Genomic DNA, 22,742 nt, shown 5'->3' on the forward strand with positions numbered 1-22,742 from the left:
AGGTCGGAGACATGCGTAAACTCATCGCGGTCGCGGCTGCCTGCGCCACCGTGGCCGCACTCGGCCTGGCGGTTCCGGCGGCCGAGGCCGCCGCCGGCTGTGCGGGCGAGCCCTGGATGGACACCCACCGCTCGCCGGACGAGCGGGCGACCCTTCTCGTCGCACAGATGACGCTCGACGAGAAGGTGCAGGAGATGCACACCATCTCGGACAGCCAGCACGCCCGGGAGGTGCCGGCCAACCCGCGGCTGTGCATCCCGGCGCTGCTGATGAACAACGGGCCGGCCGGCGTCAGCTCGGGCGGCCCGGTGATGCTGCGGGCGACCGCGCTGCCGGCTCCGATCGGCCAGGCCGCGACCTTCGACCCGTCCGCCGCCCGCCGCTACGGCATGATCGAGGGCGTCGAGACCCGGGACCAGGGCCGCAACCTGATGGAGGGCCCGAACCTCAACATCGCCCGGGTGCCGCTCAACGGCCGCACCTTCGAGGCGTTCGGCGAGGATCCGTACCTTGCCGGGCGGATCGCGGTCGGCAACATCCAGGGCATCCAGTCCCAGGGCGTCATCGCCGATGTCAAGCACTACGCCGCCAACAACCAGGAGACCGCCCGGGACTCGATCAACGAGGTCATCGACCAGCGCACCCTGCACGAGATCTACGAGCCGGCCTTCCAGGCGGCCGTCCAGGAGGGGCGCTCCGGATCGGTGATGTGCGCCAAGAACCTCGTCAACGGGGTGCACGCCTGCCAGAGCGCTGATCTGCTGACAGCGACGCTCAAGGGCGCATGGGACTACTCGGGCTTCGTCATCTCGGACTTCAACTCCTGCCATGACACCGTCCAGTGCGCTGACAATGGTCTCGACATCGAGCTGCCGTCCGCCACCTACTACGGCGACGCGCTCGTGAAGGCCGTCCAGTCCGGCCAGGCGAGCGAGGCCACGGTGGACGAACATGTGCACCGCGTCCTGGCCACGATGATCCGCTTCGGCCTGTTCGAGCGGCCGGCGGCCGCCACACCGATCGACGCCGGGGCCGACGGCGCGGTCGCCCGGCAGCTCGCCGAGCAGGCCACCGTGCTGCTCAAGAACAGCGGCGGCCAGCTGCCGCTCGACGACCACCGGCTCCGCTCGCTCGCGCTGATCGGACCGGGCGCCGCCACCGCGTCGACCGGCGGCGGTGGCAGCCCCGACGTGGCGCCGCTCTACACGGTCAGCCCGCTCGCGGCCATCACGAGGCGGGCCTGGCACACCAGGGTCACGTACGCCGAAGGCATGCCGCCGGCGAACCTCGGGCCGCAACCGGCGATCCCGAGTTCCGCCTTCCGCGACCTGACCGCCTCGTACTACCCGAACAGCACCTGGTCGGGAACCCCCACCCTGACCCGCGCCGAACCGTGGATCGACACCAACTATCACTTCGTCTCACCGGCCGCTGGACTGCCGTCGACCGGCTGGTCGGTGCGCTGGACCGGGTCGCTGACCGCGCCGGTCACCGGCGACTACACGGTCAACCTCACCAGTCGCGGCGCCGCCACCTTCTATCTGGACGGCGCCCCGCTGGCCCGGGGCAGCGGCGGGTTCCCGTCCAAGACCACCTCGGTCACCGTGCACCTGGTCGCCGGCGAGGCACACCAGGTGCAGGTCGACTACGCCGGCGCGAGCACCATCGAGCTCGGCTGGACAGCGCCGCCCGGCGCGGACGACCCGGACATCGCCGCGGCCGTGAGAGCCGCGAAGTCGGCGGCCGTCGCGGTGGTCTTCGCCGGCGAGCTGGCGGCCGAGGGAATGGACCGGAGCAGCCTGCAGCTACCGGGATACCAGGATCAGCTGATCTCGGCTGTCGCCGCCGCCAACCCGCACACGATCGTGGTGCTCAAGACCGGCGGCCCGGTGCTCATGCCGTGGCTGAACCAGGTCGCCGGGGTGCTCGAGGCCTGGTACCCCGGCGAGGAGGACGGCAACGCGATCGCCGCCACGCTGTTCGGCGACGCCGAGCCGGCCGGCCGGCTGCCGATCACGTTCCCGAAGAGCCTGGCCGATACGCCGGCCAACACTCCGGCGCAGTACCCGGGCGTGAACGGGGTCGCCACGTACTCGGAGGGCGTCTTCGTCGGCTACCGCCACTACGACGCGTCCGGCATCCGGCCGCTCTTCCCGTTCGGGTACGGACTGTCATACACCGACTTCCGTCTCAGCCGGCTGCGCTACTCCCACGACCGGGACGGCGTCACCATACGGGTCGACGTCCAGAACACTGGCCGGCGTCCCGGCAGCCAGATCGTCCAGGTGTACGCCGGCGACCCGGGCACCCCGTCGACGCCCGAGCCGCCACGTCAACTGGCCGGCTTCGCCAAGGTGAACCTCCGTCCCGGACAGACCCGGCAGGTGGTGATCCACGTGGCGACCCGCGCGTTCGCACATTGGGACACGGCAACCGGCACGTGGGTGGTGCCCGACGGCACGTACCGGCTCTATGCCGGAGCGTCCTCGGCGGACCTTCCGCTCTCCGCGACGCTCCACCTGACGGGAGTACGGCCGTGACCGCGCGCCGCTCGGGGGCCGCCCTGGCGGCGACCGCCCTCGTGCTGGCCGGCGCCACCGGTCCCGCGGCCGCCGCCCCCAGCCCCTCGACGGCCTGGCGCCAGGGCCGTTTCCACGTCGACGTGCCCGGCGTGGTCGGCCGCTCCGACGTGGTGCTCGGGCAGCCCAACCGCGACCCGCTCCAGGCGATGCCGCTCGGCAACGGCGGCCTCGGCGCGGCGGTGTGGTCGGCGAACGGCCTCACCGCCCAGCTCAACCGGGCCGACACGCTGCCCGACCGGCTGTCCCCCGGGCAGCTGGCGATCCCGGGGCTGGCGGCGCTGACCGACGCCGCCGACTACCACGGAAGGCTCGACCTGTACAACGGGGCGTTCGTCGAGTCGGGCGGCGGGATGACCGCCACGGCCTATGTCTCGGCCGCCCGCGACGAGCTCGTCGTCGACGTCACCGGCGCCGACCCGGCGGTGGCCCAGACCGCACGGCTGGGGCTGTGGCAACCCCGTACGCCCTCGGCGCAAGCCGTCGGCGGCATCGGCAGCCTGTCACAGACGTGGACGGACACCGGGCGGCCGGGCTCCGGCGGCGAGACCTTCGGCGCGATGGCGGCGGTGACCGCGAGCGCTCGCGACGTCCGCGCGACCGTGGTCGACCCGCTGACCGTCCAGGTCGCCTTCCGGCCGCGCCCCGACGGCTCGTACCGCGTGGTGGTCGCCTCTCCACAGTGGACCGGCGGCGACCCGATCGGCGCCGCGGCCCGGCTGCTCGCCCCGGACACCCGCGGTCCCGGCCGGGTCGCCCCCGCGGCGCAGCGGCGCTGGTGGCACGACTACTGGGCGCACATCGGGCTGATCCGGCTCTCCTCCCCCGACGGCACGGCCGAATACCTGGAGAACCTGCGCACCATCAACCTCTACGCGAACGCGGCCGAGCGGGGCACGGTCCGGCCCGGTTCCCAGGCCGGCGTGGCCGACCTCTTCGACAGCACGCAGGACGCGCACAACTGGGATCCCGCGTCGTACTGGAACTGGAACCTGCGGATGCTCGTCACCGCGAACCTCGGCGCCGGGGCGTTCGGCAACAACGACGCGTACTTCCATATGTTCTCGGGCGACCTGCCGACGATCAAGGGCTGGACGGCGAGCCAGTTCAGCGGGCTGGACGGCGCCTGCGTACCGGAAACCATGCGGTTCAATGGCGTCGGACAGCAGGTACACCTGAGCAACGGCCAGTGGGGCGCCAACCCCTATCTGGACTGCAGCGCGCAGGGCCCGGCCAACTACAACGCGCGCACGCTGTCCACCGGGGGTGAAGTGTCGCTGTTCATCTGGGAGACCTACCTGGCCACCGACGACATCGGCTTCCTCCGGCGTAACTATCCGGTGATGGCCGAATGGGCACAATTCATGCTTGCGTACGCCAAGCTGGGCACCGACGGGAAGCTGCACACCGCACCGTCCAATGCGCACGAAACGCAATGGGACGTCAGTGACCCGGCCACGGACATCACCGCGATGACCGCGGTCTTCCCCGCGGTGATCCGGGCGGCCCGGCTGCTGCACCGGGACGCCGGCCTGGTCGGGCAGCTCACGGCCGCGCTGCCGGAGATCCTTCCCTATCCCCGTACGGATGCCGCCACCCGCACCCAGCAGCTCCCGCCGTCGGCCGACAGCACCGGGGCGGACGTGCTCGGCTTCTCCTATCAACAGGCCGCGCCGCTGCACAACGTGGAGAACCTCGGCCTCGAACCGGTCTGGCCGTACGGCCTGATCGGCGACTCGGGTGCGCTGAGCGATCTCGCGAAACGCACCTTCACCACCCGGCCGTTCGTGGAACGCAACGACTGGAGCCTCGACCCGATCGACGCGGCCCGGCTCGGCCTGCCGGACGACCTCCGCAAGACCCTGGTCGACCTGACGCAGCAGTATCAGCGTCGTCCGTCCGGACTCGCCGCGTTCGGCGACAAATACCCGGAGCCGTACGCGGAACAGGGCGGCGTGGTGACCACCGCGCTACAGGACGCTCTCGTGCAGGACTACGACGGGGTGCTGCGGGTGGCACCGTCGTGGCCGGCCGGTTGGGATGCCGACGCCACCGTGTACATCCAGCACAACGGGCGGGTCGACGTCCAGGTCCGGGACGGCGTCCCGGTGACGGTCGCGCTCCAGGCAGGTGCCGACGGCCCTGTCGCGGTACGCAATCCCTGGCCCGGGCAGCGTGTTCAGGTGGTGACGGGCGATCCGGGCCGGCCGAGGCTGGTCGTGCCGCCGACGAGCGCGGACCGGCTCACGGTTCCGGCCTGCGCCGGCCACGGCTACCTGATCGAGCCGGTCGCGGCTCCGTCCACGGCTCTTCCGTACGCCCCGGTGACCGGCACTCCGGCCACCTCCTACAAGCAGCTCGGAGCCGCCACGATCGGTCTGCCGCCGGCCGCCTGAGCAATGGACCCGGGCCGGCTTTCCGATCGCCGGCCCGGGTTTCCTTTCCCGTCCCGCAACGCGTCCCGGCTCAGGACCGCCCTGAGGTGGCGTCCGGGCGAAGATGCCGGACGGCGTCGCTCGCGGCGCGGGCCAGCAGCGACGCGTCCGAGCCGACGCCGACGAAGCGGTAGCCCAACGCGGTGTAGGCGGCGGCCTGGCGGGCATCACCGGCCAGGATGCCGGCGGCGATCCCGGCATCCTTCGCGGCGGCGAGCACCTGGTCGAGCGCCGCGGCGAACTCGGGGGCGTCGAACCGGCCGGGACAGCCGAGATCGGTGGAGAGATCGCGCGGGCCGACGAACAACACGTCCACCCCGGGCACGGCGGCGATCTCCGGCGCGGCACGCAGCGCACCGCGGCTCTCGATCTGAACGATCCCGACCACCCCGTCGTTCGCGGTCTCCAGGCCCTCGGGGGCGAGACCGAAGTCGTAGACCCGGTTGTACGTCGCGACGCCGCGGTCGCCCTCGGGCGGATAACGCAGGTGACGCACCGCCGCGCGGACATCCTCCACCGATTCGAGGCGCGGAAACATCACGCCGGCCACGCCGACGTCGAGCAGCCGGCCCGTGCGGATCCGTTCAGCCGACTCGACCCGGGCCAGCATGGGAACTCCCCGCGCCTCGCCCGCCAACTGTTGGCCCAGCAACGCCCGTTCGTCGCCGCCGCCGTGCTCCAGATCGACGAGCAGCCAGTCGAAGCCGGCCACCGCGCAGGCCTCCGTTGCGAGCTCGCAGCCCAACCCCAGGAACGTGCCATACAGCTTATCGCCGGCCGCGAGCCGCGCCCGCAGGCCGCTCATCGTTCCCAACCCGAGGCCGAGACCCGCCCGCTGGCGTCTTCCCGCCCCGCTGCGGCGCCCCCGCCGGCTGTGGCGCTACCGCCCGCTGCTGCGCTACCGCCCGCTGTCTTATCCCGGCCCGATAGGTGCTCGACGCCGCGTATGAGGACGCCGTGGTCCAGGTGACCGTTGCCGGACCTACGGACCGCGTCCATCAGCTGGGCCACCAGTTCGCCCGCTGGCAGGGTGACCGCCGCCGTGCGCGCCGCGTCGAGGACGATGCCCAGATCCTTGTGGTGCAGGTCGACGCGGAAGCCCGGTTTGAACCGGCGTTCCCGCATCGCGGTGCCCTTCCGGGCCAGCACCGTGCTCCCGGCCAGCCCGCCGCCGAGCACCTCCAGCCCGAGGGCCGGGTCGACGCCGCTCGCCTCCATCAGCACGATCGCCTCGGCGACCAGCTCGATGGTGCCGGCCACCACCAGCTGGTTGGCCGCCTTCACGAGCTGGCCGGCGCCGGCCGGGCCGACATGGACGATCGTGGTGCCGAGCGCCTCGAAGATCGGCCGTGCCCGGGCGAACGCCTCGGCGGTACCACCCACCATGATGGACAGAACCGCGTCGATGGCACCCTGCTCACCACCGGACACCGGGGCGTCGAGTGACTCCAGGCCCCGGTCGAGCGCGGCGGCCGCGAGGGCGCGTGCGGTCTGCGGGCGCACGGTGCTCATGTCGATGATCAGCGTGCCGGGGTCGCAGTGGGTCAGCACGCCGTCGGCGCCGAGCACGACGGCCTCCACATCGGGCGAGTCGGGCAGCATGGTGATCACCGCGTCGGCGCCGCGGGCGGCCTCGGCCACCGACCCTGCGCGCCGGCCACCGGCGGCGACCAGCCGGTCGGCTCCGTCCGGTCGCCGGGTGTGGCCGACCACGTCGAAGCCGGCCTTCACCAGGTTGTCCGCCATCGGCGCGCCCATGACGCCGAGACCGATGAAGCCGATCGTCCGCATGCCCACCTCGTCCATGTATGTGGATGCAATCCTGTTCGTGGATGACGTCCAAACTAGGAAAGCTCAGCGAGCGGGTCAAGCGCCTGTTACGTATGAGGATGTCTGTTAGGCTCGGCAGCCATCGATACAGACGGAGGTTTCGATGCGCATTCTCGTCACCGGCGGAGCGGGCAAGGTTGCCACCTCACTGCGGCCGCGGCTGGCCGCCGAGGGGCGTGTGCTGCGCCTGTTCGACGTGGTCCGCCCGCCGGAGATCGAGGGCGCGGGCGCCGAGGAGGTCGCGCTCGGGTCGCTCGCCGATCCCGAGGCGGTGGCCGCCGCCTGCGAGGACGTCGACGCGATCGTCCACCTCGGCGGCCAGAGCAAGGAGGCCGACGCCGGCGAGGTGCTGCGACTCAACGGGCTGGGCACGTACCACCTGCTGGAGACCGCCCGGCGGCGTGGCATAACGCGGCTGATGCTGGCCTCGTCCTCACACGCGGCCGGCTTCCACGTACGCGACGACGCCACCTACCCGGACGGGCTCCCGGCCGGCCTGCCGCCGCGTCCCGACACCCTGTACGGCTGGAGCAAGGTGGCCGTCGAATCGCTGGCGAGCCTCTACGCCGACCGCTTCGGGCTCGACGTGATCTGCGTACGCATCGGTCTGTGGTTTCCCACCCCGCCGCAGAATCGGGGCCTGGCCACCTGGCTCTCCCCGGACGACGGCGCCCGCCTGGTCGAGGCGTGCCTGTCCGCGCCCAGCCCGGGCTTCCGGATCATCTGGGGGATCAGCCGCAACACCCGCCGGTGGTGGTCGCTCGCCGAGGGCGAGGCGATCGGCTACTTCCCGAAGGACGACGCCGAGGTGTACGCGGCCGAGCGCATCGCCGAGTTCGGCGAACCGGACTTCGCGAACGATCCCGAGCTGAACCGGGTCGGCGGCTGGTGGTGTGACTGGCCCCTCGGCCGGCGGATGGGCTGACGACGCGGCCTAGCGGATTCCTTCCCGGCGCAGCTTGCGGGCGAGCTCCTCGGCGTGCCGGGTGACGGCTTCCGCCACGAATTCCACGTGATAGTGATCAGCGATGATCCGCTCGACGGGCATCGAGCAGGAGATCGCATCGGTCGCCGGAATCCGGTAGCCGACCGCCACCGCTACGCACGCCACGCCCGGGGTGTTCTGCTCCCGTTCGAACGCCCAGCCCCGCTTGCGTACGTCGTCGAGCACCCCGTGCAATGCAGCGCGGTTGGGAATGGTCGCCTCCATCAGTTCTTCGAGCTTGATCGGCATGAGCTGGTCGACCTCGTCCTCGGTCAACTCGGCGAGAAGCGCCTGGCCGAGCGCGGTGACGTGGGCGGGCAGCCGGCGCCCGACCCGCGAGACCCGGCCGCGCGAGTCGCGGGACTCGCGGCTGGCCAGGTAGAGCACGTGCCCCTCGTCGCGCCGGGCGTAGTGGATCGTGTAGCCGATCTCGCTGCGCAGGTCCTCCAGCGTCTCGTACGCGAACTGCAGCGCCGGGTCGCGGTCGAGATACGCCGTGCCGGAGAGCAGCGCGTGCGGTCCCACCCCGAACGCCGAGCCGGTCTCGTCGGCCTCCACCCACTTGAGCTCGCGCAGCGTCCTTACCAGGGCGTGCAGGCTGGACCGGGGGTAGCCCATCCGTTCCTGCATCTCGGTCAGCGTCAGCCGGGTCGGCGACGCGGCCAGGGTCTCCAAGATCTTCACGGTGCGCTCGGCCGACTTGACCGGCGAGACCTCATTGGCCGGGGTGGATTCGTCGCGGGTCGGCGGAACGCGGTGCATGCGGGCTCGGGGCATTGATACTCACCATCACGAAGGATTGTTTTATGAGTGTTGACGGTCATCATACCGACGGTTAGCTTGTCCATACTCGCGTGTCACACATGCGGCACGCGTCCACATATGTAGACAGGAGGCAGGCACGTGATCGGTAGGCGAGCCTCGGCGTTGGCGATGACCGTCGCCCTCACGACCATCGCGGCCGGCGGCCTCGCTGCGTGCGGCGACGACAGTCCGAAGACCGACGCCAAGGCTCAGCTACAAATCTGGGTCAGGAAGCTGCCGGGCTCCTCGAGCGAGAAGACCGACCAGCAACTGGCGGCCGCGTTCACCGCCAAGACAGGCGTGCCTACGAAGGTCACGGCCCTGTTCGACGACTTCGAGACCAAGCTGCAGCAGGCCGCCGCGCAGAAGAAGCTGCCGGACATCGTCATCAACGACACCGACCGTCTGGGCGGGCTGGTCAAGCAGGGCTTGGTACGCGAGATCGACCGAAACACGCTCCCGGGGCAGGGGGAGCTTACACCCGCCTCGTGGCAGGCGGCGACCGGCGCGGACGGCAAGGTGTACGGGGTCCCGTTCTCGGCACAGTCGTTCGCCCTCTTCATCCGCAAGGACTGGCGGGAGAAACTCAACCTGCCCTTGCCCAAGACCTGGGCCGACCTGGACGCGCTCGCCAAGGCCTTCACCACCCGCGATCCCGACGGCGACGGCAAGGCCGACACGTACGGGTATGTCATCCCCGCCTCCACCAAGCGCGGCTACACGTCGTGGTACTTCTCGAGTTTCCTCTGGTCGGCCGGCGGCGACTTCCTCACCGGCAGGACCGGCGCGTTCAGCCCGGCGATCAACAGCCCGCAGTCGCTGGCCGCGGCCGAGGAGTTCAAGAAGCAGTTCTGTACGGACAAGACCGTGGTACCCGGTTCGGTGACCGCCGAGACGACACAGGCGCACCCGCTGTTCGAGACCGGAAAGGGCGGCATCTACTTCACCGGCCCGTACAACATGGCGCGCTTCGACAAGAACCTGGGCAAGGACAAGTATGAGGTCATCGCGCTGCCGCCCGGGCCCGGCGGCAAGAGCGTGTCGCTCGCCGAAGGGGAGAACGTCTACCTGATGGCCGGCTCGGCCAACCCCGACGGGCAGACCAAGTTCGCCGAGTACGCGATGTCGGTCGAGGGCCAGACCATCGGCATGGCCGGCGACACCGACGGCAACGTCGTCCGGCTGCCAGTGAACGCGAAGGTGGACATGGCCTCGGTCCGCAAGGACACCCGCTGGCAGCTGTTCGCCGACATATACAAGAACGGCGCCCGCTACGTGCCCGTGGTCCCCGACTGGACACCGTTCCGCCAGTCGTCGGCCGACACGCTCAACGCGATGGTCGCCGACTGCTCGTCCAACCCGAAGGCCGCCCTGGACAAGCTCGCCCAGACGTTCGACCAGGAGTTGACCAAGCAGGGGGCGAAGGCGTGAACGGCGACCGGCCGGGCAGGCAAGGAGTCAGGTCGTGACGGCTGCGCCGGTCCGGGAGGGGCCTACCGCGGCCCCCGGGCCGGCGCGGCGGCGACGGCCGGCACGAAAGCAGCGTCCGGCGCGCCGGGGCCGCCGGGCGCGCTGGATCGGGTACGCGACCGCCTGGCTCTGGCTGGCCCCGGCGCTGATCCTCTTCGCGCTCTTCAAGTTCGTGCCGATGGCTCGCGCGATCAGCATGAGCTTCAAGGAGGTCCGGCCGTACCTGGGCGATCGCTGGGTCGGCCTGGACAACTACCGTGCCGTGCTCGGCGACGACGCGTTCCGCGCGGCGGCCGGGCACACGGTCGTGCTGGCCGTCGGTGAGACCATCGGCTCCATCGTGGTCGGGCTGATCCTGGCGCTGCTGCTGGAGGGCACGGCCCGGCACCTGTGGTTCGTGCGCACCGCGGTGTTCCTGCCGACGGTCACCGCGATGGCCGTGGTGGCCGCGCTCTGGCGGATCATCTACTACCCGGCCCCGGACGGCGCGCTCAACTCGGTGCTCGGCTGGGTCGGCCTGGGGCCGGGTCAGTACCTCGATTCCCCGCACACCTCGCTCTGGTCGGTGATGGCGGTCGGGATCTGGCGCAGCGCCCCGTACGACATGATGATCTTTATCGCCGGTCTGGCCGGTGTCGACCGCACGCTCTACGAGGCCGCTGCCGCCGACGGCGCGGGACCGTTGCGCCGGCTGTGGCATGTCGCGTTCCCCTCGATGCGCCCGGTGTTCACCATCGTCGTGACGCTCGCCGCGATCCGCGGGCTGCGCGTGTTCACCGAGATCTTCCTGCTCACCAACGGCGGCCCGAGTGGCTCCACCGAGGTGGTGATGACGCTCGTCTACAAGCTCGGCCTGGAGCGCAACGAGCTCGGGATCGCCTCGGCCGGCTCGATCCTGCTGCTGGTCGCCACGATCGTCCTGACGCTGCTGGCACAACTTCTCCGGCGAGGAAACCACAAGTGAGGCAACTGGACACAGCCTTGGGCCTTGGCTCCATCCGTGGACCGATCGGCCGGATCGTCAAGGTCGCCCTGTATGCGTTGGTCGTCTTCATCTTCGCCGGCCCGCTGGTCGCGTTGCTGGTCAGCGCGTTCGGCCGGGTCACCGACCCGACCCGGCTCTCCTTGATCCCGCACGACCTGACGCTCGACAACTTCCGCGGCGCCTTCCACCAGGGGGTGCTGCGCTATCTCGCGAACTCGCTGATCGTGGTGGGCGGCGGCCTGCTGCTGCAGATCGCGGTGAGCGTATCCGCCGCGTACGCGCTGGCCAGAAAGCAATTCCCCGGCGTACGGCTGGTCCTGCTCCTCATCCTCGCCACGATGATGCTCCCCGAGGAGATTCTCGCCATCCCGCTGTCGCTGGTGCTCGCCGACGTGCCGGTCATCCATGTGAACCTCGTCGGGTCGCTGGCTGGGATGATCGTGCCGCTCGGTGCGTGGGCGTTCGCCATCCTGGTGATGACCGAATTCATGCGTGACGTGCCGCTCGAACTCGAGGAGGCGGCCCGCATCGACGGCGCCGGCGAAATGCGGATCCTGTGGTCGGTGATCCTGCCGGTGTGCCGGCCGGCGCTCGGTGTGCTGGGCATCTTCGGCTTCACGATGATCTGGGACCAGTACGTCCTGCCGCTGCTGGTCGCCCAGGACTCGCGGCAGTTCACGCTCGCGCTGGCCCTGCGCAGCCTGCGGGCGGACGACCAGGTGGGCACCGGGGTGATCATCGCCTCGGCGCTGCTCGCCCTGCTGCCCTCCGTCGTGGTGTTCCTGGCGCTGCAGCGCCAGTTCATGCGCGGCCTCACCTCCGGAGCGATCAAGGGATGAACATGCTGCCCGTACGCGAGGTCGTCGTCACCCCGGTCGCGTTCCCCGATCCGCCGCTGCTGAACTCGGCCGGCGTGCACCAGCCGTGGGCGCTGCGCGCGGTGATCCAGGTGCGTACCGCCGACGGCACGACCGGGCTTGGCGAGACATATGGCGACGCGCCGCACTTGTCCCTGCTGAACCGTGCCGCGGGCGCCCTCGACGGGCTCGACGCCTTCGACCTGGCCGGCCTGCGGGCCAGGATCGCGGACGCCATCGGCACCGTGGACGCGCCCGATCGGCACGGGCTGACCGGCGGGTCGACAGCGGACAAGACGCTGTCCAAGGTGGTGTCACCGTTCGAGGTGGCGTTGCTCGACATCCAGGGAAAGGCGATCGGCCGGCCGGTCCACGACCTGCTGGGTGGCAAGGTCCGCGACCGGGTGCCGTTCTCCGCGTATCTGTTCTACAAGTGGGCCGGCCATCCCGGCGCCGAGCCCGACGCGTGGGGTGAGGCGCTCGACCCCGCCGGCATCGTCGCCCAGGCCCGGGCGATGATCGACCGGTACGGCTTCAGCTCGATCAAGCTCAAGGGCGGCGTCTTCCCGCCGGAGGAGGAGATCGCCGCGATCCGGGCGCTGCGCGACGCGTTCCCCGAGCTTCCGCTGCGGCTCGACCCGAACGCCGCCTGGACCCCGTCGACATCGATCAAGGTGGCCGAGCAGACCGACGGACTGCTGGAGTACCTGGAGGACCCGACCGGCGGGCTGGCCGGCATGGCCGAGGTGGCCGCACTCGCCCCGATGCCCCTCGCCACGAACATGTGTGTGGTCGCGTTCGCCGACTTGCCCGAAGCCATCATGCGGGACTCGGTCCAGATAGTGCTCGCCGACCACCACTACTGGGGCGGCCTGCGCGCCTCGGCAGAGCTCGCCGCGATGTGCCGCGTCTGGGGGCTGGGGGTCTCCATGCATTCCAACAGTCACCTGGGCATCAGCCTCGCGGCGATGACGCATCTCGCGGCGGCCACCCCCAATCTGACGTACGCCGTGGACACGCACACGCCGTGGCAGTCCGGTGTGGACGTCCTCGTGGAGCCGCTGGCGATCACCGAGGGCGCGGCGATCGTGCCGGACGGGCCGGGGTTGGGCGTGACGCTCGATGAGGATGCGCTCGCCCGGTTGCACGAGAACTGGCTGCACACCGACATCCGGGAGCGTGACGACACCGCGTACCGGCAACGGTTCGAGCCGGACTACGTCAAGCGGAGGCCGCGGTGGTGAACGGACGTGGTGGGGTGGTGAGCGGGCACGCGTACCCGTGGGATGTGCTGGGTGACCCCGGCTTCCTCGATCGGGCGCCGCGCCGGGTGACCCTCGCGGCCGCGTACCACTCGGCGCGCGCGGCGACGCCCCTGCACCCGGAGCACCGGATTGTGCATGCGCGCTGGGCGGCGCTCTACCGTCCGGTGCGCGAGCTCGCCTGGAAGGGCCAGGACCTGCGGCCGCTCGCGCCCGACTGGGTGTCGTCCGACGACGCGTTCGGCGGGGCGGCGGCGCTGCTGAAGCGGGCCGGTCACGAGGTGACCGCGTGGATCGTGCTGACGCACAACACGCGGCTGGGCACGCGCCGGCCGGATGTCGCGGTGGTCAATTGCTTCGGCGAGATCTACCCGTACGCGTTGTGTCCCGCGCATGCGGAAGTCCGCGACCACGCTGCCACCCTGGCAGCCGAGGCGGTTCTCGACACGGATGTGGACGGCATCTCGCTGGAGGCCTGCGGCCAGATGGGCGTCAACCATCTCGGCGAGCACGAGAAGACCGAGGGCGCCTGGTCGCCGGAGACCGCGCGGCTGCTCTCCATCTGCTGCTGCACTGCCTGCCGGCACGCCTGGCAAGCCGACGGCCTCGACCCGGCCGAGGTGGTGGCCGCCTTGCGCGCCGGGACACCGTCCGACCCCATACTTGGCGCGCTGCTGGCGATCCGGCATCGGTTCACGGACATGTTGCGTGCCCAGGTGCTGGCCTCGCTCCCCCAGCTGCCGGTCACCCTGCATGCGAACCCGGACCCGTGGGCCACCGGGCCGTCCCCGGGGCTGACCCCGACCGCCGCCGAGGATGTGGACGCGCTGTTGGTCCCGTGCTGGCCCGTTGGCAGCGCCGGGCTGGTCCGGGCGGCGGCGCAGACGGGCAAACCCGTCGACGCGTACGTGTCCGTGTTGCATCCGATGGATCCGGCCGCGGTCGTGCCGCACGTCCGGGACCTGCAAGCCGCCGGCGCGAGCCGGTTCAGCCTCTACCACCTGGGCCTGGCCCCCGCCCCGCGCCAGGACCTGTTCGCCGCGATCGCCGACGCGGTCTCGCTCCCCCGAGAATAGGAGTCCACCGTGTACCGAAGAACAACGGACGGGATGCCACCCACGGATGTGGCGGCCGGCAGCCCGGTGGTGAGCGCCCGATGAGGCGGCGTGCGGTTCTCGGTGCCGGGCTCCTGCCCTTCCTGCCTTTCCCGCCCAAGACCGGGCGCCTGTCCCTGGTGACGGTCGCGCCGGCATCGGCGGCCCGCACGGACCGGCGCCCGGTCGCGGGCGGCGTCCACGATGCGCGGGCCGGCAAGACGTTCATCTCCTGGGGCGGCGTCCAGGAGGACAACTACGTCCAGGAATACGACCATCGGCTCCGCACGTGGTCGGCTCCGCTGCGGGTGGCCGGCGGCGACAACGACTCCCACAACTACCCCACGATGGTCCAGGCCGACGACGGGCACCTGCTGGTCTTCCGCGGCCTGCACAACAGCGAGCTGTGGGTCGCCCGATCGCCGAGTCCGCACTCCATCGAGGGCACGTGGACCGACACGGTCATCCCGGCGGGGCTCGGCGCGACGTACCCGATGCCGGTCAAGACCTCCTCGGGCGCGATCTTCGTGTTCATCCGGGAGACAGCCGGCGACTTCGACCACAACTACCCGACGGACACCAGGCCGATGAAGTACGTCCGGTCGGTCGACAACGGTCTCACCTGGCAGAGCTCCGCGGAGCTGACCGGCGACCGCTGGTGCATCGCCCCGCTGAACCGATCTGACAACATGAACGAGATCTACATCGGGCAACTGCGGCACGAGCCGGCCACCCGGGCACACCCGGAACGGATCGCGATGGTGTGGACGCTGGCCGGCGGAGGACCGGAGGGCCACCTGCACGACCGCTATCACCGCGACCTCTACTACGCGGCGTTCTCGCCGGCGGACCTGCGCTTCCGCTCGGCGGCGGAGCACGATCTGGGCACCAGCATCGACGACGCCGACCAGGAACAGCACCTGAAGGTGGCCGCGACCGAGCTGCAGACGGTCAACCCCCGCTCGCCGGATTACATCAGCCTGGTCGGCTCCACGCTCGGCGGGCGGGCACCGTTCGTTCTGTGGATGCAGATCGACGAGCTGGGCGTTGTCCACGGTCACAGCGCGGTCCACGTGGGTGCCGGCTGGCGGCACCAGGAGTTGGGCACCGGCGTCCGCTTCCGCGACATGGAACCGGCCGGCGACCTGTCCTGGCGGGTGTACGTCTCACCGGACCCCGCGGCGCCGGGCGTCGACACGTACCGCCTGGTGCCGGGCTTTTCTTTCCGGCGGGAATCGTCGCTGGCCACTCCGCAACCGGTGCAACGCATCGACGTGATCGCGGGATCTCGGCCGCCGGCCCGTCTCCTGCTCACCGGCAACAGCAGCGCCCGGGACGTCACGATCGCGGACGGCGACGTGTACGTGGCCGGCTGACACCCCGCCGGCCCGGCGACCGGATACGAGCGCGTCTCCGCCCGGGCGAATCCGAGCCGCCCGGGCGGAACCCTGACAAGCCGAAGACCGTCCAGCTCACTCTGCGGTACAGCGGCTGAACCCGGGCGAAACGCGGCTCGACGCTCCGGCGAGCGCGGGCCGCGTCCCCGTCACGAGCCCCGAACGGTGAAGCCCTGGCTCTTCGCATACGTGGTGAGCCGGGTCTGCCATTGATCCAGGGCGGTCATCGTGTCGGCCCGGTCGGCCAGCGACTTGCCGACGGTCTCCGTCCAGTCGGTCACCGCGCGGTCGAGGAACGGCGGCCACTGGAAGGACGGGCTGACCGTCGTGCTGACGTCGGCGAACACCTTGTTGACCTGCTGACCGCCGTAGAAGGCAGGCGTGTCGCCGGCGGACGCGGGGTCGGCGAGCAGATCCTTGGTGACCGCGTTCGAGCACGTCGACCTCGGCCTACCGGTGTTCGTCGCGGGTGAGCCCGACGACGTCGCCGCCGGCGGCACCCATCCGCACTCGCAGGGCCTCTCGGCGCTGATCGATCATCTCGCCGGGCTCGGTCACGCCCGTTTCCTGCACGTGGCGGGGCCGCCGACGCACTCCTCCGCCCGTAACCGGCGGCTGGCGTACGAGGCCTCGATGCGCCGGCTCGGCCTGCACCCGACCGGCATCGTGGACGGCGACTGGACGGCGGCATCGGGTTACGCCGCCGGACGGGATCTCCCGGTCGAGACGGGCGTCACCGCCGTGGTCGCGGCCAACGACCAGATGGCGCTCGGGGTGATGCGCGCGCTGCACGAGCGTGGACTCCGCGTACCCGACGATGTGAGTGTCACAGGGATGGACGACATCCCGGAGTCGGCGTATTTCTGGCCGCCGCTGACGACGGTCCGGCTCGACTTCGCGAGCGAGGGCGAGGACGCGCTCCGGCAGATGCTGTCCCGCATCGATGGGATCGACCGCCCGCCGGTTCCCGTCCAGCCCGCTGAACTCGTCCTGCGGGCGTCGACCGCGCCACGGACGTGACCGCACGCACAAATCGTCGACCGCAGCACAGGCGTGACCGCCTGCACAAGTGGAGGAATGGCACCACTTCCGCGCTAGGCCGGCACCCCGCCCGAGACCCCGCGCGGGCCGGCCGGTCAGGACCGATCGGACGAACCACCGGCCCGTCCCACCCTGATCCGACTCGAGCCCGGCGGCGAGACCTGCCTACCCGGGCAGCTCTGCACTGACCCACCGGTCCGCCGGGCAGGACCGGTTGACGAGGTCACGCGGAACCAGGATGCGCTCCCCGCTGCACCGCGAGGTGACAACGCGCGCCGCGAGGTCGCGCTCCTCGGTGAGCTCCGAAGAAGGCAAGGGCGTCGATAGCGTTCGGCCTCCCATCCTTCTGTCGGCAAGGGAGCCCACCATGGAAAGGTTCCGCCTCCACCCCAACCGACTCGCTGTCCGGGTGCGCGCCGCCGCCACCGGCCTGGCGCTGGCGCTGGCCGTCACGGCCGGCGCGACCGCGGTCGCGACCCCCGCCCTCGCCGACCAGATCGGCCAGGCACCCACCGCCTCGAACATCACCGGCGACGGCAGCTTCGCCGTCACCTCGTCAGCGGTCTCCGGCCAGACCGGCTTCGGCGGCGGAACCGTCTACTATCCCACTCAGACCGGAACCTATCCGGTGGTCGCGATCATGCCCGGCTTCCTGGAGCTGTGGGACGCCATCAAGTGGATGGGCCCGCGCCTGGCCTCCTGGGGCTACGTGGTCGTCGGCGTCAACCCGAACAGCGTCTTCGACCTCCCCGACAGCCGCGGCAGCCAACTGCTGGCCGCGCTGAACTGGGCAGTCGGCTCGGCACCTTCGGCCGTCCAGTCACGCGCCGACGGCACCCGCCGCGGGGTCGTCGGCTACTCGATGGGCGGCGGCGGCACGCTCGAGGCGCTGTCCCGCGACACCAGCGGCAAGGTGCTGGCCGGGGTGGCATTCTCGCCCTGGGACACCAACCAGAACTGGTCCACGGTAAGGCAACCGGAGTTCATCGTCGGCGCCCAGAACGACACCGTCGCCCCGCCGGCCCAGCACGCGATCCCGTTCTACAACAGCCTGGCCGGCCCGAAGACGTACGTCGAGTTGGCCGGCGCCGACCACCTGTGGCCGACCTCCGACAACCCGACCGGATCCCGCGCCATGGTCTCCTGGCTGAAGCGCTGGCTCAACAGCGACTCCCGCTTCACCCCGTTCACCTGTGGCTTCACCGGCAGCGCCATCTCGGCCTCCATGTCCAACGCCTGCTGACCGAAGAAACACAACGCTTGCCGAATCGAGAAGGACCCGATCGGCCAGTTCGACCGCGAGGCGCCGGGCCAACTCGGCGCCTCGTTCGGCGAACGCGTCCTCGGACGCCGCGTCGGGAAAGCCCGAGGACGCAGGGTCGTCGAGGACGAGGGTCGCGTCGTAGTCGTCACCCCAGGCGTTCAGCTCGCGAGCGCGGTCCGGGCCGGCGTCGAGGCCGGCATCGACGGCATCGAGCACGGGTCATGACCTTCCCGCCGAGCCGGGCCGGCGTAGGTGGCTCGGCGGTCTTGCGGTCGCTGGCACAGGCGGAAAGTCATGGGGTTCCCGGCCCGGGTGTGGCGGTTGTCTCGCCAGGGTCGATGCGGCGGAGCAGGTCCTGGAGTTGTCGGCGCTGGGCGGCGGTCAGCCGGTTGATCACCTCGGTGTCCAGGCGGGGGACGTGGGCTTTGAGGCCGGCGCGCAGGGCCGCCTGGCCCGCGTCGGTCAGCGCGACCAGGAAGGCGCGGCCGTCCTGCGGGTCGCGTTCCCGCTGGATCAGGCCCTTGTCTTCCAGGCGGGCGACCAGCTTGGTGGTGCCCGCGGAGCTGTAGCCCATCCGGGCGGCGACCATGCTGGCGTTGGTACGCGGGCCGGGGAAGCGCGCCAGGCGCAGCAGGAACTCGAACTCGGTGCCGTCCAGGCCGGTGGCCGCGCGGATGTCGGCGTGCAGCAGCGTGTTCAGGGCCCGGTGCAGGTTGACGACCCGGCCCCACAGCACCACTCCTTCGTCGGCCACCAGCTCGCGCAACTCCTCATCCACGTGAAGATGCTATCCGACCACTGGAATATACCTCGCCGGTGAGTTACTTTAACTCGCCAGCGAGGTATATTGAGCCGGGCCCGATCGCCGGGCCGGACCTGAGGAGGCTGTGAGCACCATGACCGACCTGACCTACACGATCATCGACGGGGACTTCCCCGCCGGCGTCAAGAACAAGACCGCGACCCTGGTGACCGGCGAGACCGAGGCGCTGCTGGTCGACACCGGATTCACCCGCGCCGACGGGCACCGGCTGGCCGCCGCCGTGCTCGACTCCGGCCGGCAGCTGACCACCGTGGTGATCAGCCACGCCGACCCCGACTTCTACTTCGGCGCCGAAGTCATCGCCGACGCGTTCCCCGACGCGCGGATCCTGGCCACCCCCGAGGCGGCTGCCACGATGGCCAAGAAATACGAAGGCAAACTCAAAGCCTGGGCGGCGCTGGGCGCGAACCTGCCCACCCGGCTGATCGAGACCGAGCCGCTCACCGGCGACCTGCAGTTCGCCGGGCACACCTTCGAGCTCAAGGGCGCCCCCACCGCACTGCCCGACCGCACCTATCTCTACCAGGCCGAGGACCGCGCGATCCTCGGCGGTGTGCTGGTCTTCGCTGACGAGCACGTCTGGATCGCCGACACCCCGCGCGACGAGCAACTCGACGCCTGGGATGCCCTGCTGGCCGACATGCAGACCCTAGACCCCGTCCTGGTCGTACCCGGCCACCGGCAGCCCACGGCCCCCGCCGACGCGTCCGCACTGGCCTACACCCGCGAATACCTCGCCGCGTTCCGCCGCATCGTGGCCGACGCCGCCGACGGCGCCGCCGCCACCGAGGCGCTGCTCAAGGCCTACCCGCAGGCCGGCATGCAGATCGCCGCACAACTCGGCCCGAAGGTCGTCAAGGGCGAAATGAACTGGGGCTGACCACCATGACCGAGACCCGCACCGACTTCACCACCAGCCCCGCGCCCGCCGACGTGGTGCGCCGCCAATACCTGGCCTCCGCCGCCGCCGACCTGGACGCGCTGAAAGCCACACTCGCCCCGGACGTGGAATGGACCGAGATGGCCGGCTTCCCGCTGGCCGGCACCTACCGTACGCCCGAGGGCGTGACCACGAACGTCATGCAGCGGCTCGGCGCCGACTGGGACGGCTGGGCCGCACACGACGACACCTACGTCGTCGACGGCGAGAACGTCGTGGTCCTGGCCCGCTACACCGCGACCCACAAAACCACCGGCAAGCACCTGAACGTCCGGGTCGCCCACCACTTCACCGTACGCGGCGGACTGATCGTGCGCTTCGAGCAGTTCGTCGACACCGCCCTGGTACGCGACGCCGCCACCCCTGACAGCTGAGACACCCTTCGCCGAGAAAGGAAATCGAACCCATGTCCACCGCCGAGAACAAAGCCCTCGTGATCGCCTTCTACCGGCAGGCCTTCAACGACGGCCGGCCCGAGCAGGCCGCCGCCCACCTGGGCACCACCTACACTCAGCACAACCCCGGCGCCCCGGACGGCGCCGAGGGATTCATCGGCTACGTGCACTGGCTGCGGGGCAAGTTCCCCGGACTGCACCTGGACATCAAGCGCGTCATCGCCGAGGACGATCTGGTGGTCACGCACAGCAACCTGCACCTCCAGCCCGGCGACCTCGGCATGGCGGTGGCCGACCTCTGGCGCATCGCCGACGGCAAGATCGTCGAACACTGGGACGTCGTGCAGGAAGTCCCCGAGAAAAGCAGCAACGACAACACCATGTTCTGACCCGGAGATCAGCATGACCAGCATCGGCGAGCAGATCATCCATCGCTTCGTCGCCGCCCTCAACGAGCGCGACTTCGGCGGTTTCGAAGCGCTGTTCGTCGACGACTACCAGCAGCACCAGGCGCTGGCCACCAATAGCGGCAGTCCGGCCGCCAGGCGCGGTGTGCGCACCTACTACCAGGACCGGATCACCGCCTTCCCCGACATGGTGGTCACCGCGGAGCCGTATCTCGTCGCCGATGAGTACGTCGCCGTCAACTTCGTCTACGCGGCACCCACCGGGGCACGTACCTGGATGTCGCCCCCACCGGCCGGAAGGTCACGTTCAACCCGGCCGGCCACACCGAACTCGACGGCCCGACCGCCGTCACCGACCGTCAGGCCACCCAGCACAACAAGCAGCTGGCCTGGAAGGCCATGGTGTCGATCCTGCGCGACGGCGACTTCTCGCTGCTGGGCGAGCCGCTCTACAACGACGCCGGCTACATCCAGCACAGCGAGGGCACCACCACCGACGGCGCGGCCGCCACCAAGGCCGTCCTGCAGCAGTTCGTCGAGTCCGGCACCCTCGTCTACACCAAGATTGAGAAGGTTCTCGGCGAAGGCAACTTCGTCCTGGTCATCGGCACGGGCAGCTTCGGCGGCACACCGCTCTCGTTCTACGACATGTTCCGCGTCGCCAAGGGAAAGATCACCGAACACTGGGACGTGCTCGAGCCGCTGACCCCGGCGGCGCAGGCGAAGAACACCAACGGACAGTTCGACTTCCCGCAGGACCCGCTCGGGACGCCGCTCACCTGACCCCCGCGATCCAGACGGCGTCGGCCGCGTGCGGCCGACGCCGCGAGATACCGTGATCGACCCGCCGCTGGTCCGGTGTGGCGGCGTGGCAGGGGAAGGGCCTACGGTGCGAACGAAGGCGACCGGCCAGAAGGCCGGCCGAAGGCCCCACCCTGTCTGTTCACCTGGTCACCGGGACCGGCATGTCCTTACCCCGGCCACCTCATCCCGACGACGTGCGTCGCCGAACGGCAGCGGCTCGGATTCGGGCCCGAGCTCCCGCTGCGAGGGGCGGCGCCGTGGCTCGTCATCGTCTGGAGGATCATTTGTCCGCGCAGAACCCCACCGTCGTCCTGATGCATGGCGCCATGCACACCCCATGGATCTTCGAGCCGCCGATCGAGCGGCTGGCGGCCCGCGACATCGTCGCGCGTGCCGTTCAGCTTCCCAGCAGCAACCCGGACAGTGCCGCCGCTCGCGGGCTGATCGACGACGTCGCCGTGGTCCGAGCCGCCATCACTTCCGTCGGCGGCCCCGTCGTCCTGGCCGCGCACTCCTACGGCGGGGTGCCGGCCACCTGGGCCGCCGAGGAGCCCGCCGTCGCCGAGCTCGTCCACCTCGCCGCGTTCGTGCTGCCGTCCGGCACGTCGATGCTCGACTGGATGGGCGGCGGATTCCCACCGGACTGGACCCACTCCCCCGACGGCCGGGCCGTCAAGGCGGGCGACCCGGACCCTAAGACGCGGGTGATTTGCCAAGGCGCCCGATTTGTCGGCCTCGGCATGGGCGGCACGAACCTCGGGTCCCAACTTAAGGCGCTGCTTCACAAGCCATGAACTGACAACACCCTGCCGCAGGTTTGCCATGGCGCCTGCGAAACGCTGTAAGCCGCTATGCGCGCCTGTCGAAGGCGCTCCTTTCGTGCAAACTCTTCAGAGCGTGCAGCGTTCGCACGTTGGAACATATAGGCGAGAACAGCGCCTAAAAGTGTCCCCGTCACCGCGATCGCGCTACTGATCCATCCGGCTATGGAGCCAGTGTGAATAATCGGCATGATCGCAATAGACAGACGTCGCCTATCCGACTTCGGGGATACGCACCGTCATCGGCAAATCCGGGCACTGCCGTCTCCGCGCGCGTGACTTGGCGTAGTCGACGGATGTTCGCGACGACTCCCGCGGGCGTATTGACGTTGATGGGTCGCGGTGTACTTCGTAAGCCTCCGCCGTTCCGGCGCTGTGGGTCCAAGCGACTGACTGTGCCGGGGCCGCACTGTCATTGGGCGGAGCGTGTACCGATGGCCGAGTATCGGCTGAACAGGGGCGCCGTTGCCCGGCGTCGCCGTGCCAGGGTCCGCTGCGGCGACTATGCCGGGGTGCGGGTGCGGCGGAGGGTCACGTTCGTGACGCTCA

At 70.4% G+C, this 22,742-nt stretch carries 21 protein-coding genes and 1 pseudogene; 17 read left to right on the forward strand and 5 right to left on the reverse strand.

The genetic code is table 11. From position 1 onward, the window contains the following. Nucleotides 1-11: 11 nt before the first annotated feature. Both IH26_RS0119745 and IH26_RS0119750 read left to right on the forward strand, forming a co-directional pair. Nucleotides 12-2,540, forward strand: a complete 2,529-nt coding sequence (locus IH26_RS0119745) for a beta-glucosidase family protein (protein ID WP_030437692.1) — start codon at nucleotides 12-14, stop codon at nucleotides 2,538-2,540. Beyond that, nucleotides 2,537-4,975 (forward strand): glycosyl hydrolase family 95 catalytic domain-containing protein, encoded by a 2,439-nt coding sequence (locus IH26_RS0119750; protein ID WP_030437693.1) that lies wholly within the window; start codon nucleotides 2,537-2,539, stop codon nucleotides 4,973-4,975. The genes IH26_RS0119745 and IH26_RS0119750 overlap by 4 nt, the downstream gene beginning before the upstream one ends. 70 nt (nucleotides 4,976-5,045) lie before the next feature. Here the strand turns inward: IH26_RS0119750 and IH26_RS0119755 are convergent, their stop codons facing one another. Both IH26_RS0119755 and IH26_RS0119760 read right to left on the reverse strand, forming a co-directional pair. Next, on the reverse strand, nucleotides 5,046-5,819 hold the full coding sequence (locus IH26_RS0119755; protein ID WP_030437694.1) for an HpcH/HpaI aldolase family protein: 774 nt from the start codon (nucleotides 5,817-5,819) through the stop codon (nucleotides 5,046-5,048). After that, nucleotides 5,816-6,820: a 2-hydroxy-3-oxopropionate reductase gene (locus IH26_RS0119760; protein WP_063763711.1), complete on the reverse strand. Its 1,005-nt coding sequence runs from the start codon at nucleotides 6,818-6,820 to the stop codon at nucleotides 5,816-5,818. The genes IH26_RS0119755 and IH26_RS0119760 overlap by 4 nt, the downstream gene beginning before the upstream one ends. A 127-nt stretch (nucleotides 6,821-6,947) precedes the next feature. Here IH26_RS0119760 and IH26_RS0119765 point away from each other — a divergent pair, with 127 nt between their 5' ends. Next, the gene (locus tag IH26_RS0119765) at nucleotides 6,948-7,769 is read left to right on the forward strand and encodes an NAD-dependent epimerase/dehydratase family protein (RefSeq protein ID WP_030437696.1); all 822 of its coding nucleotides are present in this window, start codon (nucleotides 6,948-6,950) and stop codon (nucleotides 7,767-7,769) included. 9 nt (nucleotides 7,770-7,778) lie between these two features. Here the strand turns inward: IH26_RS0119765 and IH26_RS0119770 are convergent, their stop codons facing one another. Continuing rightward, nucleotides 7,779-8,606 carry an IclR family transcriptional regulator gene (locus IH26_RS0119770; protein ID WP_211268696.1) on the reverse strand — a complete coding sequence of 276 codons (828 nt, stop codon included), beginning with the start codon at nucleotides 8,604-8,606 and terminating at the stop codon, nucleotides 7,779-7,781. A gap of 126 nt (nucleotides 8,607-8,732) precedes the next feature. Here IH26_RS0119770 and IH26_RS0119775 point away from each other — a divergent pair, with 126 nt between their 5' ends. The 6 genes from IH26_RS0119775 (at nucleotide 8,733) to IH26_RS0119800 (ending at nucleotide 15,677) form a co-directional block, all read left to right on the forward strand. Then, on the forward strand, nucleotides 8,733-10,064 hold the full coding sequence (locus IH26_RS0119775) for a sugar ABC transporter substrate-binding protein (RefSeq protein WP_030437698.1): 1,332 nt from the start codon (nucleotides 8,733-8,735) through the stop codon (nucleotides 10,062-10,064). Between the two features lie 34 nt (nucleotides 10,065-10,098). Next, a complete protein-coding gene (locus IH26_RS0119780) occupies nucleotides 10,099-11,067 on the forward strand; it encodes a carbohydrate ABC transporter permease (protein WP_030437699.1) in 969 nt (322 codons plus the stop codon). Nucleotides 11,068-11,084: 17 nt separating this feature from the next. Continuing rightward, entirely contained in the window at nucleotides 11,085-11,927 is an 843-nt protein-coding gene (locus tag IH26_RS0119785) for a carbohydrate ABC transporter permease (protein ID WP_245665314.1), read from the forward strand. Then, on the forward strand, nucleotides 11,924-13,189 hold the full coding sequence (locus IH26_RS0119790) for a glucarate dehydratase family protein (protein WP_030437701.1): 1,266 nt from the start codon (nucleotides 11,924-11,926) through the stop codon (nucleotides 13,187-13,189). The genes IH26_RS0119785 and IH26_RS0119790 overlap by 4 nt, the downstream gene beginning before the upstream one ends. Continuing rightward, nucleotides 13,183-14,283, forward strand: a complete 1,101-nt coding sequence (locus tag IH26_RS0119795) for a hypothetical protein (RefSeq protein WP_034215676.1) — start codon at nucleotides 13,183-13,185, stop codon at nucleotides 14,281-14,283. The genes IH26_RS0119790 and IH26_RS0119795 overlap by 7 nt, the downstream gene beginning before the upstream one ends. Nucleotides 14,284-14,363: 80 nt before the next feature. Then, on the forward strand, nucleotides 14,364-15,677 hold the full coding sequence (locus tag IH26_RS0119800) for a BNR-4 repeat-containing protein (protein ID WP_030437703.1): 1,314 nt from the start codon (nucleotides 14,364-14,366) through the stop codon (nucleotides 15,675-15,677). A gap of 170 nt (nucleotides 15,678-15,847) precedes the next feature. Here the strand turns inward: IH26_RS0119800 and IH26_RS0119805 are convergent, their stop codons facing one another. Next, a complete protein-coding gene (locus IH26_RS0119805) occupies nucleotides 15,848-16,045 on the reverse strand; it encodes a hypothetical protein (RefSeq protein ID WP_030437704.1) in 198 nt (65 codons plus the stop codon). A 73-nt stretch (nucleotides 16,046-16,118) separates the two neighbouring features. Here IH26_RS0119805 and IH26_RS0119810 point away from each other — a divergent pair, with 73 nt between their 5' ends. After that, complete coding sequence (locus IH26_RS0119810) at nucleotides 16,119-16,718, forward strand: substrate-binding domain-containing protein (protein WP_245665316.1); 600 nt, start codon at nucleotides 16,119-16,121, stop codon at nucleotides 16,716-16,718. A 388-nt stretch (nucleotides 16,719-17,106) separates the two neighbouring features. Then, nucleotides 17,107-17,982, forward strand: coding sequence for a dienelactone hydrolase family protein (locus IH26_RS0119815; RefSeq protein WP_034215678.1), 876 nt, complete (start codon nucleotides 17,107-17,109; stop codon nucleotides 17,980-17,982). A 313-nt stretch (nucleotides 17,983-18,295) separates the two neighbouring features. Here the strand turns inward: IH26_RS0119815 and IH26_RS0119820 are convergent, their stop codons facing one another. Then, complete coding sequence (locus IH26_RS0119820) at nucleotides 18,296-18,781, reverse strand: MarR family winged helix-turn-helix transcriptional regulator (protein ID WP_211268697.1); 486 nt, start codon at nucleotides 18,779-18,781, stop codon at nucleotides 18,296-18,298. A 118-nt stretch (nucleotides 18,782-18,899) separates the two neighbouring features. Between IH26_RS0119820 and IH26_RS0119825 the strand changes: the two genes are divergently transcribed. The 6 genes and pseudogenes from IH26_RS0119825 to IH26_RS0119850 all read left to right on the forward strand — a co-directional run bounded on the left by IH26_RS0119825 (nucleotide 18,900) and on the right by IH26_RS0119850 (nucleotide 22,166). Beyond that, a complete protein-coding gene (locus IH26_RS0119825; RefSeq protein ID WP_030437708.1) occupies nucleotides 18,900-19,706 on the forward strand; it encodes an MBL fold metallo-hydrolase in 807 nt (268 codons plus the stop codon). A gap of 5 nt (nucleotides 19,707-19,711) precedes the next feature. Continuing rightward, nucleotides 19,712-20,140, forward strand: coding sequence for a nuclear transport factor 2 family protein (locus IH26_RS0119830; RefSeq protein ID WP_030437709.1), 429 nt, complete (start codon nucleotides 19,712-19,714; stop codon nucleotides 20,138-20,140). Nucleotides 20,141-20,172: 32 nt separating this feature from the next. After that, the gene (locus IH26_RS0119835; RefSeq protein ID WP_030437710.1) at nucleotides 20,173-20,550 is read left to right on the forward strand and encodes a nuclear transport factor 2 family protein; all 378 of its coding nucleotides are present in this window, start codon (nucleotides 20,173-20,175) and stop codon (nucleotides 20,548-20,550) included. Nucleotides 20,551-20,563: 13 nt separating this feature from the next. After that, nucleotides 20,564-20,836 (forward strand): annotated as a pseudogene (locus tag IH26_RS64535) (nuclear transport factor 2 family protein); the annotation flags it as partial. 131 nt (nucleotides 20,837-20,967) lie between these two features. Continuing rightward, nucleotides 20,968-21,351 carry a nuclear transport factor 2 family protein gene (locus tag IH26_RS0119845; protein WP_051808301.1) on the forward strand — a complete coding sequence of 128 codons (384 nt, stop codon included), beginning with the start codon at nucleotides 20,968-20,970 and terminating at the stop codon, nucleotides 21,349-21,351. Between the two features lie 278 nt (nucleotides 21,352-21,629). After that, complete coding sequence (locus tag IH26_RS0119850) at nucleotides 21,630-22,166, forward strand: alpha/beta fold hydrolase (RefSeq protein WP_211268698.1); 537 nt, start codon at nucleotides 21,630-21,632, stop codon at nucleotides 22,164-22,166. The last annotated feature ends 576 nt before the right edge of the window (nucleotides 22,167-22,742 follow it).

Origin of the sequence: Actinoplanes subtropicus (assembly GCF_000721705.1) — a bacterium.
Classification (GTDB): domain Bacteria; phylum Actinomycetota; class Actinomycetes; order Mycobacteriales; family Micromonosporaceae; genus Actinoplanes; species Actinoplanes subtropicus.